General features: G+C 42.4%; 14 protein-coding genes. 10 read left to right on the plus strand and 4 right to left on the minus strand.

All coding sequences use genetic code 11. The features are described from left to right. Window positions 1-6: 6 nt before the first annotated feature. Entirely contained in the window at window positions 7-2,364 is a 2,358-nt protein-coding gene (locus tag KAI37_RS03000; RefSeq protein WP_220030692.1) for a beta-galactosidase, read from the plus strand. Between the two features lie 95 nt (window positions 2,365-2,459). On the opposite strand, the gene KAI37_RS03005 is transcribed toward KAI37_RS03000, so the two are convergent. Beyond that, window positions 2,460-3,443 carry a glycoside hydrolase family 5 protein gene (locus tag KAI37_RS03005; RefSeq protein WP_071639434.1) on the minus strand — a complete coding sequence of 328 codons (984 nt, stop codon included), beginning with the start codon at window positions 3,441-3,443 and terminating at the stop codon, window positions 2,460-2,462. A 473-nt stretch (window positions 3,444-3,916) separates the two neighbouring features. Here KAI37_RS03005 and KAI37_RS03010 point away from each other — a divergent pair, with 473 nt between their 5' ends. From KAI37_RS03010 to KAI37_RS03030, 5 genes are all read left to right on the plus strand, one after another. Continuing rightward, window positions 3,917-4,483 carry a 5' nucleotidase, NT5C type gene (locus tag KAI37_RS03010; RefSeq protein WP_071639435.1) on the plus strand — a complete coding sequence of 189 codons (567 nt, stop codon included), beginning with the start codon at window positions 3,917-3,919 and terminating at the stop codon, window positions 4,481-4,483. A 120-nt stretch (window positions 4,484-4,603) separates the two neighbouring features. Next, window positions 4,604-5,398, plus strand: a complete 795-nt coding sequence (locus KAI37_RS03015) for a Nif3-like dinuclear metal center hexameric protein (protein ID WP_076293163.1) — start codon at window positions 4,604-4,606, stop codon at window positions 5,396-5,398. A gap of 79 nt (window positions 5,399-5,477) precedes the next feature. Next, a complete protein-coding gene (locus KAI37_RS03020) occupies window positions 5,478-7,832 on the plus strand; it encodes a glycoside hydrolase family 2 TIM barrel-domain containing protein (RefSeq protein WP_220031427.1) in 2,355 nt (784 codons plus the stop codon). A gap of 235 nt (window positions 7,833-8,067) precedes the next feature. Beyond that, window positions 8,068-9,276, plus strand: coding sequence for an MFS transporter (locus KAI37_RS03025; protein WP_481856581.1), 1,209 nt, complete (start codon window positions 8,068-8,070; stop codon window positions 9,274-9,276). Between the two features lie 20 nt (window positions 9,277-9,296). Continuing rightward, window positions 9,297-9,866, plus strand: coding sequence for a sugar O-acetyltransferase (locus KAI37_RS03030; protein WP_071639444.1), 570 nt, complete (start codon window positions 9,297-9,299; stop codon window positions 9,864-9,866). 111 nt (window positions 9,867-9,977) lie between these two features. Here the strand turns inward: KAI37_RS03030 and KAI37_RS03035 are convergent, their stop codons facing one another. Next, window positions 9,978-10,532, minus strand: coding sequence for a helix-turn-helix domain-containing protein (locus KAI37_RS03035; protein ID WP_081396536.1), 555 nt, complete (start codon window positions 10,530-10,532; stop codon window positions 9,978-9,980). A gap of 110 nt (window positions 10,533-10,642) precedes the next feature. Here KAI37_RS03035 and KAI37_RS03040 point away from each other — a divergent pair, with 110 nt between their 5' ends. The 4 genes from KAI37_RS03040 (at window position 10,643) to treR (ending at window position 16,111) form a co-directional block, all read left to right on the plus strand. Next, window positions 10,643-11,224, plus strand: coding sequence for a LysE family transporter (locus KAI37_RS03040; RefSeq protein WP_023986882.1), 582 nt, complete (start codon window positions 10,643-10,645; stop codon window positions 11,222-11,224). A 273-nt stretch (window positions 11,225-11,497) separates the two neighbouring features. Next, window positions 11,498-13,237: an alpha,alpha-phosphotrehalase gene (gene treC / locus KAI37_RS03045; RefSeq protein ID WP_220030693.1), complete on the plus strand. Its 1,740-nt coding sequence runs from the start codon at window positions 11,498-11,500 to the stop codon at window positions 13,235-13,237. A gap of 91 nt (window positions 13,238-13,328) precedes the next feature. Continuing rightward, window positions 13,329-15,287: a PTS system trehalose-specific EIIBC component gene (gene treP, locus KAI37_RS03050; RefSeq protein WP_071639447.1), complete on the plus strand. Its 1,959-nt coding sequence runs from the start codon at window positions 13,329-13,331 to the stop codon at window positions 15,285-15,287. Window positions 15,288-15,361: 74 nt separating this feature from the next. Beyond that, the gene (gene treR, locus KAI37_RS03055; RefSeq protein ID WP_076293158.1) at window positions 15,362-16,111 is read left to right on the plus strand and encodes a trehalose operon repressor; all 750 of its coding nucleotides are present in this window, start codon (window positions 15,362-15,364) and stop codon (window positions 16,109-16,111) included. 122 nt (window positions 16,112-16,233) lie between these two features. Here the strand turns inward: treR and KAI37_RS03060 are convergent, their stop codons facing one another. Next, the gene (locus KAI37_RS03060; protein WP_076293157.1) at window positions 16,234-17,427 is read right to left on the minus strand and encodes a Ger(x)C family spore germination protein; all 1,194 of its coding nucleotides are present in this window, start codon (window positions 17,425-17,427) and stop codon (window positions 16,234-16,236) included. Then, the gene (locus KAI37_RS03065; RefSeq protein WP_076293313.1) at window positions 17,420-18,523 is read right to left on the minus strand and encodes a GerAB/ArcD/ProY family transporter; all 1,104 of its coding nucleotides are present in this window, start codon (window positions 18,521-18,523) and stop codon (window positions 17,420-17,422) included. Before KAI37_RS03065 ends, KAI37_RS03060 begins: the two co-directional genes overlap by 8 nt. Between the last annotated feature and the right edge of the window lie 4 nt (window positions 18,524-18,527).

Consider the following 18,527-nt stretch of genomic DNA (forward strand, 5'->3'; position numbering starts at 1 on the left):
AACTCCATGAGAAACTATCGGGTTACAGTCAAAGACGATCAAAAGCATATTGTTAAAGGACATATCAAACTTGGCGGAACCAATCCAAAAGGAGAGGAAATCGGATTCACCAACTATTTTATGGAGAAGGACGGAGAGCCCTTTTTCGGTATTTGTGGTGAATTCCATTATGCCCGTTATGATGAACGCTATTGGGAAGACGAAATTATTAAAATAAAAATGGGCGGCGTAAACATCATTGCCACTTATATTTTTTGGAACCTACATGAAGAAGTTGAAGGTATTTTTAATTGGAGTGGGAACAAGAATCTTCGTCGTTTCATCGAGTTGTGCGGTAAACATCAGGTATACTCCATCATTCGGATCGGCCCCTTCAATCATGGGGAAATTCGAAACGGCGGTATGCCGGATTGGTTATTTGGTCGACCATTTGAGGTTCGTTCTAATGATGAGGGGTATCTGTTCTATACGAGAAGATTGTATAACGAAATTGGTGCCCAGGTTAAAGGGCTGCTATATAAGGAAGGGGGGCCGATTATCGGCACCCAAATCGAAAACGAGCATAATCATTCATCTGCCCAGTGGGCCTTGACTGTAGGAATTAATGATATGTGGTTAAACAGCGGAAGTGACGGTAACTCGCATATGTTAAAACTTAAAGAAATAGCTCTGGAAGCAGGGATTGATACTCCGATCTATACGTGCACAGGATGGGGAGGAGCGACAACTCCTGTACCTGATATGCTGCCATTATGGGGCGGGTATGCCTATTGGCCATGGATCTACTACGAAGAGGGACGGATGGAGGGGATGAACGAGCATCCTGCGACACCGGAATACATTTTCCGAGACAAGCATAATAACAAGATTCCAAAGAGCTACAATTTTGAGCCTCAATACGCGCCTGAAGACTATCCGTACGCTTGCTGTGAAATGGGTGGCGGTATGGTTCAGTTTTATAAATATCGATTCGCATTTCCCTACCGCAGTGTTCCAGCGATGACTGTCATGAAGGTTGCAGAAGGCTGTAACCTGATCGGATACTACATGTATCATGGGGGTTCCAATCCTCGAGGTAAGGTTAACCCGTTCACAAATGATCTAGCCACCCCTAAAATATCCTATGATTTCAACGCCATGATCGGCGAATTCGGTCAAGTAAGGGAATCATACCAAAGAACAAAGCTGCAGCATTACTTTTTTTCAACGTTCCAAAAGCAATTCTCACTAACAAAGACTATTCTGCCTGGGGATACGTCCCATATGGACCCTTACGATGTGGATACGTTACGATATGCAGTGCGATCCAGTGCCGGATCGGGTTACCTGTTTCTAAATAATTTCCAAGACCATGCCGAAAATTGCGACCTGTGCGATTTTAATGTGAGCATTGAGCTGCCCGAGGAAACGATTGTAATCCCTAGTCAAGGTGAACTGACGTTAGGACGTGATAGTTTTGCCATATTGCCATTTAACTTCAATTTAGATGGAATGAAGCTCAAATATGCTACGGCACAGCTGATAACAAGGATAGAAGAGGATGGAGAAGCATATTATTTTTTCTTTGTACCAGAGGGCATGCAAGGAACGTATGTAATGGAGTCAAAAGATATAATCAGTGCTACAATCGACAAAGGTTCGATAGATCAATTGGATGGGAGCACGATCATTAAGGTTGCTGAAGAGGAGGATAGTCTCATCCATCTGGTATCTGAAAGTGGTCAAAAAGTTGCCATCTACACGATGACTGATGAGCAAAGTCTTACATTTTGGAAGGTAAACATGCAAGGCCGGGACAGAGTCATTTTGACAAATGCCAATCTACTTGTATCTGAGGGCGATCTAAGGCTGGAATCAACGGACCGAGAAATGGTAACCCTGAGTGTATTCCCGGATTTTGGCGCCTCATTCACATCGATTTCCGGTGGAGAACTGCTTGAAATAACAGAAAATAATTTATTCAAAACGTATCGTTTAAAGGCTCCCAAGCGAGAAATCCATTTTAATTTGAAAAGGATAAATGACGATAAGCTTACTATTGATTTCGAGATAGATGCTTTTCACGGAATCAAGGAAGCTCTGCTGCGTATCCATTACACTGGAGATATCGGGTATGCTTTTATTGATGGCGAGCTGATCAACGATAATTTCTGCAACCATACGACCTGGGAAATAGGCTTGAAAGCATTTGAGCAACGGCTCATGGAGCAAGGGCTGTACGTATATGTTTCCCCTATTCAAAAAGGCAAGGTTCTCAATAGCAATACGACCATGGCTGGCTGGAAAGAGACGACAAAGGAACGTATTGTAGATATCGGTTCGGTTAGCCTTGTGCCTGTATATGAAATCAAAATCACCATATAACCCAGAAGGTTATATGGTGATTTTTTCCCAGATTAATTTCACATAAAGTAGGGGGCAAGTGAATACATGAGTCTTTTTTATTTTCTAATGTGTTTTTAGTAGATACCGGCTTTTTTCGATGTTTCTTTGATCCCGTTGCTTCCGTTAACTACAGTTTTTCCCCAATCCGTCAGATTGCCATTAGGTCCTGTTACAAGATCAAGGTAGGAAAGGTTGGAACTATTACCATACCAGGACCAGGCTAACCAGCCTACTCCTTTGGATTGGCCATATCTCATGATTTCTGTCTCGTCGACGTCTGCTCCCTGGTGGTAACCGCCAAATTCACCAATAATCAGAGGAAGTCCTTGATTCAGAACGTTATCAATATTGGTTCGAACAGTTTGAACATCTTTACCAGCGAACTCATACATATGGATGGAGAATACCGTATTCTTCAAAGAATCAGCTGCAAATACAGATTTACCAAAGTCATTGATAGACTGAGGATATTGTCCCCATCCGGCACAATCGACGATGATCGTATTTTTGATACCTGCGTTTCTCAACTTGGGAATTGCTTGCTTGTATCCATCAGCCCAACCACTTCCATTCCAAGAACCATACCATTCGTTCGCAATGTTTACGATAATCCGGTCTTCCTTGCCGATCAGAGCATCCTTTATGCTAATCCAGTAATTCACTGCTGCATCCAAAGATGCATAGTCGTCTTTGCCTGTAGCATCATGAACTTCAAGTACAGCAATCATTTTATGGTTGGAGACAAGAGAGATAATATTTTTCACGGAATTAATGTCATCCTTGGTGTACTGGTTTCCGTTAGAAAGGACAATCCGGACGGTATTAGCACCTGTCTGGGCAATTGCCGGGATAGCTGTATAAAGATCATTTTTGTACCATGTGTGAGCATGATTGACGCCTCTCATAACAAATGGCTTGCCTGTAGAATCATACAATTTGGTGCCGCTTACATAAAATCCTGAAGCAGCTTCTACCTTGGAGAAAACTCCTCCTAAACCAATCATGATGAGCAAGCCGACCAGTCCAGACAATAATGCTTTTCTTAACAATACCTTCATTTTTATTCCTCCCTAAATATATTATTCAACTTCCTGCTATACAGAGATGAAGTAGGTATGTAAGTGTGTAAATAGCAGTAAGCTAAACACAAATTAAGCGTTTTCAATTTTGAGAAAAGTTATTTTTGTTATTCTATCATTTGATTTTTTGTTATTCAATTGATTTTTTTAGTTATTTTTTATGTTTTCTAAAAATAAACACATAGATTTATTATTTAAGTGTGATTTTCTATGGTTTGATTGTATTTATTGCTTATAATTGTTTGAAATTTAGTTTATTTTAATAAAACTAACCTAACTTTTTTGCTATAATATATTTTATTTATGTAGATAAACCTAACGTTGTACTTGGCTAATTATCTTGAACAAAGGCGAGATCTAATCGGACAGCAATACCTAAGCTTCACCGTGATATTAAATTATAGTATGATATTCTTGTGAAAAATTTTACCAGAGTGAATAGGGGCAAGCTGATGAGAAAACCAATCATTGCAGTCGATATGGACGATACCATCTGTCATCTCGTCAAACGAGCCATATACCATAACAATAGTGAATTTCCCACTCATCCGCTTCGGTATGAAGAAATGTTAGATTGGAACACCGATCATCTACGTCATCCCAAAAGCACGCATGATGTATTTTATGGGCGACCGGGTTTGTTTGAGGAACTTGAACTGTATGACGATTATGTTGTAGAAGAGATGGAGAAGCTTTGCAATGCTTTTGATGTCATTATTGTGACAGCGGCAGAACCCAAGACCGTCGTAGAGAAATGGAACTGGCTTCAAAGACATATGCCATTCATTCCGATTGAGAACTTTTTCCCATGTAAACGAAAGAACCTGATTAACTATGATCTCCTGATTGATGATGGTCCTCATAATTTAGTGCCTGCGCTAGAGGAGGGGAAAAAGGTGCTTTGCATTCCTCATCCATGGAATCTGAGAGCAAGAGAGCAATATGAGTTCCCCGTCATGACATCCTGGCAAGGAGCAAAAGAACGAATCGACTCCATTTTAGGAGTTCTGTATAAATAATAGAACCATCGTAAAACAGCTGGCTCCTTTGGAACTGGCTGTTTTGCTAGAAAGAATAGCACTTATGATTGAAATAAAATGGTACAATTGATATGCATTATCCATGAGGAGGGAACGTGTATGACCATGACTATGGGTCAGATTGTGAATCATCTGACCAAGGGGATAAGCATACCCAACACCACCGTAGATCTGCTGGACCCAAAATATATAGATACTGAGGTACAAGGAATTGTAACCGCTTTCTCCGCTTCGCAGTATGTGATAGAACAAGCTATTTCTCTAGGTGCAAATTTTATCATTACGCATGAAGGCATCTTTTATAGTCATCAGAGAATGCATGAATGTTTACTACATGATCCTATTTTTTTGCAAAAATCTCGCCTCATTGCCGATGCAGGTATAGGCATTTATCGGTTTCATGACGCCATACATCGTTATCAACCGGATGGAGTGATGGTTGGGCTTCTTCAGGCGCTTGGCTGGCACAACTACATTGTGAAACAGCAGCCGACGGCCGCCATTTTGACTATTCCGGCTATGGAAGTTAAGGAGATCGCTGAATATATCAAAGCCAAACTACGTATTCGTTATGTACGGGTGGCTGGCGAGGTTTCCATGCCATGTGAACGAGTGGGAATCTCAGTAGGATACAGGGGAGGTGGTGAACTAGCCATTCCATTATTTCTAAATGAAAATGTGGATTTAGTCATTGCCGGTGAGGGCCCAGAATGGGAAACACCAGAATATGTTAAAGATGCTGTCTATCAAGGGCAAAGTAAAGCACTTATCATGCTGGGACATGCTGAAAGTGAAGCACCTGGGATGAAGTATCTCGCAGATGTACTTTCCGCCCAATTTCCAATGCTCCCCGTACACTTTATAGAAGATCGCCCGGTGTTTCAAATATTGTAATGAGAACACGTCTTTTGTGATGGTCATCCCGCACTGTTGTTATATCCGTTCATCCACTTTATGAAATGGAGGCAAGATGATGGGAAGCAGAGTGATTATGCCGTTCAAAACAGACTGGAGATTTATAGAAGGTAATTACGCAGGTGCTGAGAAAATGGACTACAACGATGAGCATTGGCGGCTCCTTCAAGTCCCTCATGATTGGAGCATTGAAAAGTCCTTTGATCCACATATGCTGTATGGTGGCAATCAAGCTTATTTGCCGAGATGGTCTGTCGGATGGTACAGAAAGCATTTTAATGTGAAGCTCTCCTCTCCAAAACAGCGCGTATACATACAATTTGATGGCATTCACAGTAACAGTGAGGTTTGGATCAATGGGCATTTTGTGGGCAAGCGACCCTATGGATATGTTAGCTTTCAATATGATTTGACTCCATATATTCGGTGGGATGAGGAGAATGTGATTGCCGTCAAAGTGGACAATACGATTCTTTCACCTGATAGATGGTATTCGGGGGCCGGTATTTATCGTAATGTTTGGCTGATTTGTACGGATTATATTCATATAACCGAATGGGGGACTTACATTACCACACCTGAAATTTCGTCAGATGAAGCCAAGGTGACTGCCAGAATCCAGGTCACTAATCATCACGCGCATGACGTAGAGTGTACGATTATGACTGAAATGCTGGACCCACAGGGACAGATCAAAGGAAAAGTGGAAAACCGAGTAACTCTTTCGGGCTGTGAAACGAGGGAAATAGAGCAAAAAACGCGAGTTATAGAGCCAGAACTATGGTCACCGGACAACCCAGTGCTCTACGAAGCCCAGACGACGATCTATTGCGACAATACAGAGGTGGATCGTTATTGCACCCCTTTTGGTATAAGAGAAGTGAAGCTGGATACACAAAAAGGCTTATTGCTGAACGGAAGCAACTTAAAGCTAAAGGGAGTGTGCATTCACCATGATTTAGGCTGCCTGGGGGCTGCTTACCATGATACAGCCATGAAGAGAAGGCTGCAGAAACTGAAAGAAATGGGCTGTAACTCGATTCGTTTTGCTCATAACCCGATGGCGCCCGAATTATTAGATTTATGTGATCAGATGGGGTTCTTGGTGGTTGATGAAGCTTTTGACAAATGGAAGTCTCTTTTCTATGAGCATTTGTATGATGAGTGGTGGGAAAAAGATCTGGAAGCAATGTTGCTCAGGGACAGGAACCATCCCAGTGTTTTCATGTGGAGCGTTGGGAATGAAGTGGAGAATCAAGGTCAGCCATCCATGCTCAAAATGTTGGAGCAACTTGTGGGTTTCTGCCATGAAAAAGACCCAACCCGACCGGTTACATGTGCGCTTGAGCCGCATAATACACCGATCAGCTTGCGTGAGGGTTCAATTGAGGCCAAAGTGGAGCATACCAAACAGCTGGCACAACGAGTGGATGTTCTGGGGTTAAACTATCAGGAGCAGTGGTATGAGCACTATAGAGCGGCCATGCCGGATACGCTTATCCTTGGAACCGAGACGTTCCCGTACTATCGGGGTAAGGATAACCGTGTTAAAGGTTATTTGCCCCTAAATCCCTGGTTTGATGTCACTAATCATGATTATGTGATCGGTCAATTTGTTTGGAGTGGAATTGACTATTTGGGAGAAACGAGCTATCCCTCCAAAGGGTGGTCTTCGGGTCTGATTGATACTTGCGGATTCCGCAAACCAGTATCTTATCTCCAACAAAGTTTATGGTCTGATCAGCCTGTTGTGCACATAGCCGTATTTAACGAACATATGAAATCGGAATTTAATCCGACATGGACGATGCACTGGAAATCTCCGGCCATGGAAGGTCACTGGACATTTCCTGAATACGGTGGAAAATTGATACGGTTGGTTACCTTCACCAATTGTGAGAGCGTGGAATTGATCGTGAATGATGAATCATACGGTGAGAGGAAGCTAGTGGATTACCCTAATCATTTAATCCTATGGGAGCTTCCCTATACACCGGGCAAAATCCGGGCTGTGGGTCGTAATGGAAACGAGAAGGTTTGTGAGCATGAATTGACTACTGCCGGGCTTCCTTATGCTCTAAAGTTGGAGGCTGATCGGGTAATTCTACCTGCTGATGGGCATGAGATATCTCATGTGGAAGTAACCGTCATAGATCAAAACGGGATCATTGTACCTAACCAGGATTTTGAATTAACCTTTAAACTGCATGGTGATGGTCGTATCCTTGGAATAGACAATGGGGATCTTACCAGCGATGAATCCTTCAAGGGGAATGAGAGACGAACACACAGAGGAAGGTGTCTCGTTGTTGTACAATCCGGTTATGTGGCTGGTGAGTTGTTGCTTCAAGCATCAGCAGAGGGAGAGTTGCAGGGAGAAACCAGACTGAAAACAGAAGAAGAACCCAAATGATAAATCAAGGTTGATTCAGTATAGAGCTTGTATAGTTTAATTAAAAGGTCTGAATAGGTGATGAGTGCTTATGCTCTACCTGTTCAGACCTTTTTTTATGTTTGCAGCAGACGGTCAATAGCGATCTATGACTATAATTCTCTTTTTGACAAATAGTTTGGATACGAATAGAATGACTAATTATAATATATCTTATTAAAAGATTAATAAAAAGTGGTGATAAGGAGATAAGTGAATGCCAGTAGAATCATCCATGAATCCCAGGGTAATTCGTAACATTTTATTTTTGTTATTCGCTTTACCGGGTGTAGCTTTTGCTTCCTGGGTGTCTCGAACGCCTATTATACGGGATATTTTACATGTCTCGACTGCCGAAATGGGAATCATTATTTTTGGATTAGCTGCAGGTTCTTTAGTGGGACTACTCAGTGCAGGCAATATGATTTCTCGTGTAGGTGGACGGGCGGTCATTCTGGGAAGTGCGATTTTGATTGTGATCGGTTTTGTCATTGTAGGGTTGGGAACTGCATTTTCGCTCACGAGCATCGTGTTTGCTGGTTTGGTCATCTTTGGAGGTGGCTATGGGACAGCAGAAGTAGCTCTTAATGTCGAAGGCTCTGCGGTGGAAAATCAATTACAAAAAACGCTTTTGCCCGCTTTTCACGGTTCATTTAGTATGGGGACACTTGTAGGCGCTGCCATCGGTTCTGGAGCAGCGGCACTACATATACCTGTTGTGGTCCATTTTGGAGCAATGGCTGTCATGATTGCAGCAGTAACCTTCTATTTTTATCGTTTTCTGCCCCGCGATACAGGTATAGAGAAAGAAGCCCCTACTCAAAAGGCTGGATCTAATCTCAAGGCGCAGCTTGCTGTATGGAAAGAAAGACGGATTTTATTGATCGGTATCATCGTGTTAGGTATGGCATTTGCAGAAGGGTCTGCGAATGACTGGCTGCCGCTAACGATGGTAGATGGTTATGGCGTGGATTCTTTAACAGGTTCCTATATGTATGGACTATTTGTGGCAGCGATGACCATTGGACGTTTTACTGGCGGATTCATACTGGATAAATACGGCCGTGTCCCTGTGTTGAAAGGGAGTGCTATCCTGGCCGCTATCGGTATCATTCTAGTGATCTGGGGACAGCATTACCTCATAGCTGGACTGGGCGTCGTATTATGGGGGCTTGGAGCCTCACTTGGTTTTCCTGTGGGTTTATCTGCTGCCGGAGATGACCCTCGTGGTGCAGCTATCCGGGTTGGAGCCGTAGCCACGATCGGTTACATTGCCTTTTTAGTAGGTCCCCCAGGCTTAGGGTTTTTAGGTGAACATGTTGGCCTTCTGCATGCCTTGATTGTAGTTCTTGTTGGCGTTATTGTTGCTGGTTTGATATCGGGTGCAGCCCAACCTATTGGGATGAAAGAAAAGAAATCAGGTTAAAATATAAAGGGGATTGTTTCATGACTATGAAAACGGAAAAACAAAAGATGATGGATGGGGAACTTTATGTAGCTGCTGATCCTCAATTAACGAATGAAAGAGAGTATGCGAGAAGATGTGTACGTCTCTTTAATCAGACGGCAGAGACGGATCGTGAGTACCGTGAAAAGTTACTAAAGGAGCTTTTCGGATCAACTGGTGAAAATATAGGCATGGAACCCAACATACGTTGTGACTATGGGTACAACATCCATGTTGGGGAAAATTTCTACGCTAACTTTGACTGTACCATTTTGGATGTTTGCGAAGTGCGCATTGGAGACAATTGTTTCATGGCTCCAGGAGTCCATATTTACACAGCAACTCATCCCATAGATCCGTTTGAACGAATCGCTGGCCCAGAGTATGGAAAACCTGTAACAATTGGCAACAATGTATGGATCGGCGGTAGAGCAGTTATTAATCCCGGTGTTACGATAGGTAATAATGTCGTAGTGGCATCAGGAGCAGTAGTAACCAAGGATGTTCCAGATAACGTAGTTGTAGCTGGAAATCCAGCACGAATAATTAAGCAAATTGAAATCTCCTAAACAGCATACACGCAAATCGTTTAATGTACCAATGATCCTATTAAAAAGAGCTCCTTATTTTAATAGGATCATTTAATTTGAAGACTTGAACACTTAGGATCTCTTGGTGGACTATATAGAGTAATAAATAATCATATTCATCCGGACTAGTGCTTCTCCTGGATTATAGTAAATGTGTGGGCGGTCTGCTTTAAACCGGATTGAATCTCCAGCTTTAACCGTGTATATTTCCTCACTGACTTTTACCACCATCTCACCCTCAAATACGGTAATAAATTCTTCAGTACCTTCACGGTGCGGCGCTGAACTTAGTTCTCCGCCTGCTTCAATCTCTACGGTGTAAACCTCAAAATTTCTACTGCCTTCATAGGGGAAAAACGGATACAAACGATAGTGATTATTTTCTTCAAGCACTTGTACTTTGCTTTTAGGAACGACTACCGCATCTGAAGGTGGTTCATTAATCAGAGCAGTGAAAGAGATTTTCAAGCCGTTCGCAATTTTCCATACAGTTGTAATCGAGGGATTAGATTCTCCCCGCTCAATCTGACCGAGCATCGTTTTACTGATCCCCGTCAGATCAGCTAATTTATCTAAACTTAATTTTCTTTCATTTCTTAGATATTTCAAATTTTTACTTAAAATCAGATTAATATTCTCCATAATTCTTCGCTCCTATTGTGCTTTATAAAGAACATATTGTACAATCATAAAGTACAAATGTACGTTTGAACGTACATTTCATTCAATTATAACATACGGGAGTTGATTGTTGCATGCCGTTTATTCCGTTCCTTTCTTATGCACTTGTTAGCAGCTTTACGCCAGGTCCCAACAATATTATGTCTTTAGACAGTGCCAGGCGGTTAGGTTTGAAAAAAGCATTCCCATTCTTGCTGGGAGTAACAGCAGGCTGTTTCGCCATTATGCTGTTAGCTTGCTATTTTAATCTTGCTTTGTATCATTTTTTGCCACGGGTTAAGATCTGGATGAATGTTCTCGGCAGTCTGTATATGCTTTATCTGGCGGTGAAAATTGCAAAGAGCAAATCCTCTACGGAGGATAATGATCACAATGAGGGATATTCCTTCAAATCAGGACTGTTGCTGCAATTTATCAATTTAAAAATCATTTTGTATGGTATTACGGTCATTTCAACGTTTGTAATGCCTTATGATGTATCGTATATAGAGCTTATTACGATTTCATTACTCCTGACCTGTATTGGTTTTGTAGCTGTAGTGAGCTGGGCGATTTTTGGCGCTGTGTTTCAACGTTTCTTGAATAAGCATGAGCGTTCCTTCAATATCATAATGTCCTTATTGCTCCTTTATAGTGCACTATCGATATGGATGTAAATGAGTACCTTATTCATCATAGAAAAGAAAGGTTCCTGACTATAGGCAGGAGCCTTTTTTTCGTGTGAATTGAGCTTATTCTACGAGTCATAACATACAATCGGACAGAATGGATGAGTCTCCTGATCATTTAGCTGCAAAACGGGTATTACCTTAATATATAAAGCTGTTGACATCTTGTATATACATGACTTAATCTTGTATATACAAGATGTTGAAAGCGTTATACTATTTTTTACGCTACTTCATTTCGCAAGAAAGGAATGAGCATGAATGGAAGCAATGAACAAGACTTTAATTCCTCAAGATAAGGACTGGTGGCGCAAATCAGTGGTCTATCAGGTTTATCCCAAAAGTTTTAACGATACGACGGGCAAAGGAACCGGCGATATAAGAGGACTGACGCAAAAGCTGGATTATTTAAAAAAACTGGGTGTGGATATTGTCTGGTTGCAGCCTGTATATGTCTCACCACAACGTGATAACGGGTATGATGTAGCCGATTATTGCCAGATTAATCCCGATTATGGAACAATGCAGGATTTTGAAGAATTAAGCGAGGGAATCCGGGCACGTGGGATGTACCTAATGATCGACATCGTGGTTAACCATTCTTCCACAGAACATGCCTGGTTCCAGAAGGCACGGCTTTCTAAGGATAGTGAGTATAGGGACTACTATATCTGGCGTGATCCAGCACCCGATGGTGGACCTCCAAACAATTGGGTTTCCAAATTTGGTGGACCAGCTTGGCAATATGACGAGGCAACAGGCCAATATTTCCTGACACTGTTTGATAAGACTCAGGCGGATCTAAACTGGGAAAACCCCAAAGTCCGTCAGGAAGTTGTCAATCTGCTGGAATTTTGGGCTGAGAAGGGAGTCAGTGGTTTCCGACTGGACGTCATTAATTTGATTTCCAAGGATCAGCAATTCTCGGACGATGATAGAAGCACAGTTCCTGGCGACGGACGCAAGTATTATACGGACGGTCCACATGTGCATGAATACATCCATGAATTACATGAGAAAGTATTTGCCAAACAGAATAGCGTCACTGTGGGTGAGATGTCCTCCACCTCATTGGATCACTGCATCCGTTATTCCAATCCAGAGAGAAAAGAATTGTCCATGACCTTTAATTTTCATCATTTGAAGGTGGATTATCCAAATGGACAAAAGTGGGAATTGATGCCATATGATTTTGAAATGTTGAAAAAGCTATTCTCGGATTGGCAAACGGGCATGCAACAGGGTGGCGGCTGGAGTGCATTGTTTTTTAATAATCATGATCAGCCAAGGGCGATCTCTCGCTTTTTGGATGATGGAGAATACCATGTAGAAAGCGCCAAGCTGCTGGCAACCACGCTACATGGTCTACAAGGAACGCCTTATATATTTCAAGGTGAAGAGATTGGGATGGCCAATCCGCAGTGGGCAGACATTGAAGAGTTTCGGGATGTTGAATCTCTGAATATGTATCGTATCTTACAGGAGCAAGGCAAAAGTGCAGAAGAAGCATTGAATATTATTCGAGAGCGGTCTCGTGATAATTCGAGAACACCGATGCAGTGGGATAGCACTCGCAATGCGGGCTTCACTACAGGAACTCCCTGGATTAAGGTAGATGAACGATATCCACAGATTAATGTTCAGACTCAGTTAGAGGACCCGAACTCTATCTACCACCATTACCGTAAGCTAATTCATCTGCGTAAGACGGTGGAAGTCATTACCGATGGAAATTATCAACGCTTGGACGAAGCTCATCCTCAGGTCTACGCCTATCAACGCAGCAATGAAGAGGAGACTTTGATCGTCATCTCTAATTTTAGCGGACAGAATACGCAATTCCGTATACCGGATTCATTTTATTCACAATTAAACAATCAAGCGTTGGATGCGGCTGAGCTCTTAATTGGTAATACCCAGCACGCCCCAGAGCTAAAACAAGTGATCTCTTTAACCCCATATGCTTCATATATGTGGATGGTTCGTAGCCTTAGTGAATAGTATGGAGACATCTAGTAGCACCCCGGGCACGTTATCTTTGATAACCGGGGTTGCTACTTTAAAATGAGCGAACGTTAAGGGAGTGGGCTAAATGGCGATTGAAAGATCACAGGTAGAAGACATTATAAAAGCCGTTGGTGGTAAAGACAACATAGAGGCCTCTACGCATTGCGTAACTCGTCTGCGATTTGCCCTTTATGATGATAAGCTGGTTGATAAAGATGCACTTGAACAAAATGATCTGGTCAAAGGCCAATTTTCTTCACAAGGACAGTATCAGGTCGTGATTGGCCCAGGTCTGGTGGATAAGGTATATGACGAAATGATCTCCATTACAGGAGGTAGTCGGGCTTCTAAAGACGATGTCAAAAATGCAGCAAGCAAAAAACAAAATCCAATTCAGCGTGCCATCAAGACGCTGGCAGATATTTTTATCCCTATCTTGCCCGCAATCGTGACTGCAGGCTTATTGCTTGGAATAAATAATATTTTGACAGGCAAGGGAATCTTCTTCGAAGGAATGGCTCTGGTTCAGGTCTATCCTCAATGGACCGACTTTGCTGCTATCATTAACACCATTGCCAGCACCGCATTTACATTTCTACCTGCCTTAATTGGATGGTCGGCCGTTGTACGATTTGGCGGCAGTCCTTTACTCGGGATCGTACTGGGCTTGATTCTGGTTCATCCGGATCTGCTAAGTGCATACGGTTATGCAGATGCCGTTACCAAAGGAACTGTTCCGGTTTGGAATTTGTTTGGGTGGGAAGTGAACAAGATTGGTTATCAAGGACAGGTTTTACCCGTTTTAGTATCCGCTTACGTGCTCGCGCAAATGGAGAAATTCCTAAATAAGAAGATAGCGGATTCATTTAAACTGTTACTTGTAGCACCGATTACATTATTAATCACGGGATTTCTGGCTTTTACAGTGATCGGTCCGGTTACTTTTATGATTGGTAATGCTATTACGTCTGGTCTTGTATACGTTTTCGATTTGGCTCCTGCGCTGGGAGGTCTGATTTATGGTGGCTTGTACTCCTTGCTCGTGATTACGGGAATGCACCATACTTTCCTAGCGGTGGACGTGCAATTAATTGGTACGCAGGGTGGAACATTCCTCTGGCCGATGCTGGCGCTGTCCAATATCGCTCAGGGTGCCGGAGCACTGGCCATGATGCTGGTATTGAAGGAGCAAAAGGGAAAAGGATTGGCTCTTACCTCTTCAGTGTCTGCATTTCTGGGTGTAACCGAGCCTGCCATATTCGGAGTGAATATCCGCTATAAATATCCGTTTGTATTCGCAATGATCGGTTCCGGTATTGCAGGTATATTGCTCACCGTAAATCATGTGATGGCTTCTTCCATTGGTGTGGGCGGGATTCCAGGCTTCTTGTCTATTTTTCCAAACAACTGGGGTGTATTCTTCATCGGGATGGCGATCGTGTTAATTGTGCCGTTCGCTTTAACCTTTATGTATGGAAAACTGCTAAATAAGCGCCGTCAGGCTGCACCAGCCAATGATTCCGTACGGAAAGACTCGCTTCCGCAAAATACCGCACTAGATGTGCTTGAAGTGAGGACTCCCGTACGAGGACGTGTTGTACCGTTAGAACAAGTTCCTGACCCGGCTTTTGCCGAACGGCAGATGGGGCAAGGTATTGCAGTGGAACCGAAGGACGGCAAGATTCTTGCCCCATTCAGCGGAAAAGTTATTCATATCATGATGAAAAGCAAGCATGCCTTGATTTTGGAGCATTCGACAGGTGTACAGATTCTGGTACATGTGGGAATCAATACGGTGTCACTGAAGGGTGAGGGATTCACCATGCATGTGGAGACCAATCAAACCGTGGAGCAAGGACAACTATTGATGGAATTTGACCGTGATCTGATTCAGAAATCGGGATACCCCATTATTACACCAGTCATTGTCCCGGATGGTCAGAGCATGATTGAATCAGTTGAGGAACTGCCAGGTGAGGCAGACGATTTGCAGTACACCTTAATGAGAATTCATTTGAATTCTTCATCAGACAATACGAATTAAGTCCGATTCATTCGCACAGCCTATTTTAGTGAACAGGAAGTGAAAGGATGCTACAATGAACGTGGTGATGAAAATTGACAAAGAATATATTTTTGCAAATTTATCAGGAGTACTCGGGACGAATCCAGACAGGCGAATTGGCCCCAGGCACGAAAATGCCTTCTGAAAATGAACTGGCCCGAGAGTATAACACTTCTCGCGAAACCGTGCGTAAGGCACTTCACTTGCTTGCCCAAAATGGGTATATCCATAAAATAAAAGCTAAAGGATCTTTTGTTCTGGATATTGGACGGATGGATTTCCCTATAGGGGGATTGGTCAGTTTCAAGGAAATGTCTGAACGGATTGGGCGTACATCACGAACAATTGTACATGAAAATAAGCTAATTCCAGTTCCAGATGACATAGCCAATCATCTTGAGATTGACAAAGACAAGTACTTGGTCTGGAAAGTTATTCGTGCGCGTGAGATTGAAGGTGAATGCGTCATACTGGATAAAGATTACTTTCGATCAGACATTGTACCTGTGCTTACCGAGGAAATTAGTCGTGGGTCCATCTACGAATATTTGGAGGGAGAGCTCCATCTTCAAATCAGTTATGCCAAAAAAGTCGTTTCCGTAGAAACTGTAGACGAAGAAGATCATAGGCTGATGGACCTTCTGAACTACACTCATGTGGTCGTAGTACGTAACTATGTTTATCTGGAGGACACCACCTTGTTCCAGTATACCGAGTCAAGGCATCGGCTGGACAAATTCCAATTTGTCGACTTTGCTAGACGTTCCCACGGTGAAGAGAAAAAAACTGATTTTTTAAGCTAACCTATTAGAGTAGATACAAGAAAGAGCAATCAGTCGGAATAGTCCACAGTTGTGGAGAAACCCTACTTCTTAGGAAGAGGGTTTCTTTTTTACCTTAGGAGAAACTCTGGAGTAGATTATACTCATTCAGCAGATGAGCCTAAATCCGTAATAGATAACTTAATATCGAAGGTTACAGGTATTTTACTGAAATTATAATCCCAATCCTCCTTTACTTTTTTCCACACCTGCGGTTTCTCAATATTTAAACGTTCGCCAAAACTGGCGACATCGACTTTATATTCTGTTTGTAATTTGTGCATAAGAGACTTAATCCTTCTAGTCACTTCTTTTTCAAATTCTTTCTCAGCCTCTTTCATGTTTCGTGTCTCAGTCGGGTTCACTTTCTCATCCCAGTTTTCGATTAAACGTCCTTTGGATTCAATTTTTACGTGAAACGAGATATCGTTGCCCTCGGTCACTTTAGCTGTTATTTTGCTTTTTACCGATTTGATCTCATAAGTTATAGCTTCATTCCGCTTGTCATACGTTTTGACAGCTCCGCCCTCAACATCACCTTTAATCCATGCAATGCTCTCTACATCTTGTTGTCCCAAACTACCGATCCAGTGACCGGTGTCTCCTTTAATAACACCAGCACCCGAAAATTCTAATTCTCCATCGGATTCAGAAATGTTTTGCAATATATAGCTTTTTTTGGAGTGCATCAACCCATCCAATTCAGACAAATTGACTCCCCTCATCACCTTGCTGGTTCTGAAATGATTACGAAGCATATACAGAATATGAATGGATGGGACCTCATCCTTATATTTGGTAACTAAGGTATCAGCTGCACGTTCCTTACTTAAGAAAACAAAACAACTCGGACGAATATCATTATCACGAAGCACAAAATCCATCAATTGCTGCATCGTCTGTTGTTCTGCCAATTTGGTGGAAACCACCAGGACCTTTAGATGGTGACCAATAATCGGGCGATCCAGACGGAGGGATAATTGCCGGAAGATTTCAAGTAAAGAATCCCCGGTGGCAGCTATATTGATATAGTTTGGCCCTTGTCCACCGCCTGGTTTTGCCGCGTTTCCAAAAGACTTTTTGGGGACGATTTGCACAGTGGCAGTAATTTTATTTTTCTTGAAGTAACGGCTGCCTTCCTTCTCCAGGCCCTTTTCCACTGTGCTGGGCTCACCCTTATCCAGAGCCAGTCCTGTATACATGCTTAATTCTTCTATTTCTCTGCTGCTCCAGCAACCGGCTTGAGTTACCAGGAGAATGAAGGCAAGCAGCAAAGATAGGATTTGTTGCCTATACATTTTGCTTCATTCCCTTCTTCCTGATCATGAAAACGATGGAGAGAAGTACCGGGACCAGAAAAAATAAAATGATTCCCATGTATCCGATCGCATCGCCTAGGCTAAACACTTCCATCATACGAACAGGAGTCATCGTGGAGATAAAGATAATTGGGATTAAGCCAAAAATCGCATAACGATATTTAAGGCCAAATACCTGTGAGACACCTAAGGATGCATTGAAGAAAAAACTGCAGAAATTACAAAACATTTGCATCATCCAGATTACCAGCAACGGAAACTCAAGACGTTCAAAAAGAAATCCGGAGATTTCAAAGCTGCGCATTAAATTAATGGTGGGCCAGGTACTTGTTATAGTAGAGTCCACCGATAACCCGCCAACTACCATAACTACGGTCAAAAAGTATAATACCCAAGGGATGCTGATTCCCACTACCATGGCCTTTACGGCTTTTTCAGGGTACTGCAAGAAAGCGACCAGTGTCATGACGACTTCACATCCAGTGAAAACAAGGACAGTCGACTTTAGCCCCTTAACTACTGGAAGAATACCGTTACTCAATACAGGACGAAGATGGTCAATTTCAAAGATCCTTAGGCTAAGGACAAAACAGAGGAGTAAAAAGAAGAGACTGATCGGGAGTACAATCTGGTATAACCGCGCAATGGGATTAATACCTCCAAAAACCAGATAACTTCCCACCCAGATGAATGGAATCACAATTGCCCATATGGGTGTCCCTTCAAGCAAAAAATAAATCGTCACTTCAGCTAAAACACGAATTTCAAAGCCAGCGATGATGATAAAGTATATGATTAATAATAGACTTAAAAATCCTCCTGGAATGATACCGACGATTCTCCTGGAGTATTGATACACAGTGTTTCCAGGAAATTGTTGGCTTAATTTTACCATCAGCAGGATCACGAATATGATAATACATCCGCCGAGAAGGACAGAAAGCCATGCATCAGGAGTCTTTACCGTTTCAGTTACACCTCTCGGCAGTGTCAAAATCCCTGCGCCTAATACTGTATTGGTCAGGAATACTGACGCCTGTTTGGATGTAATTTTATCATCGGAACGTCTAAACACAATC

Source organism: Paenibacillus sp. S25, from assembly GCF_019454085.1.
Classification (GTDB): domain Bacteria; phylum Bacillota; class Bacilli; order Paenibacillales; family Paenibacillaceae; genus Paenibacillus; species Paenibacillus polymyxa_B.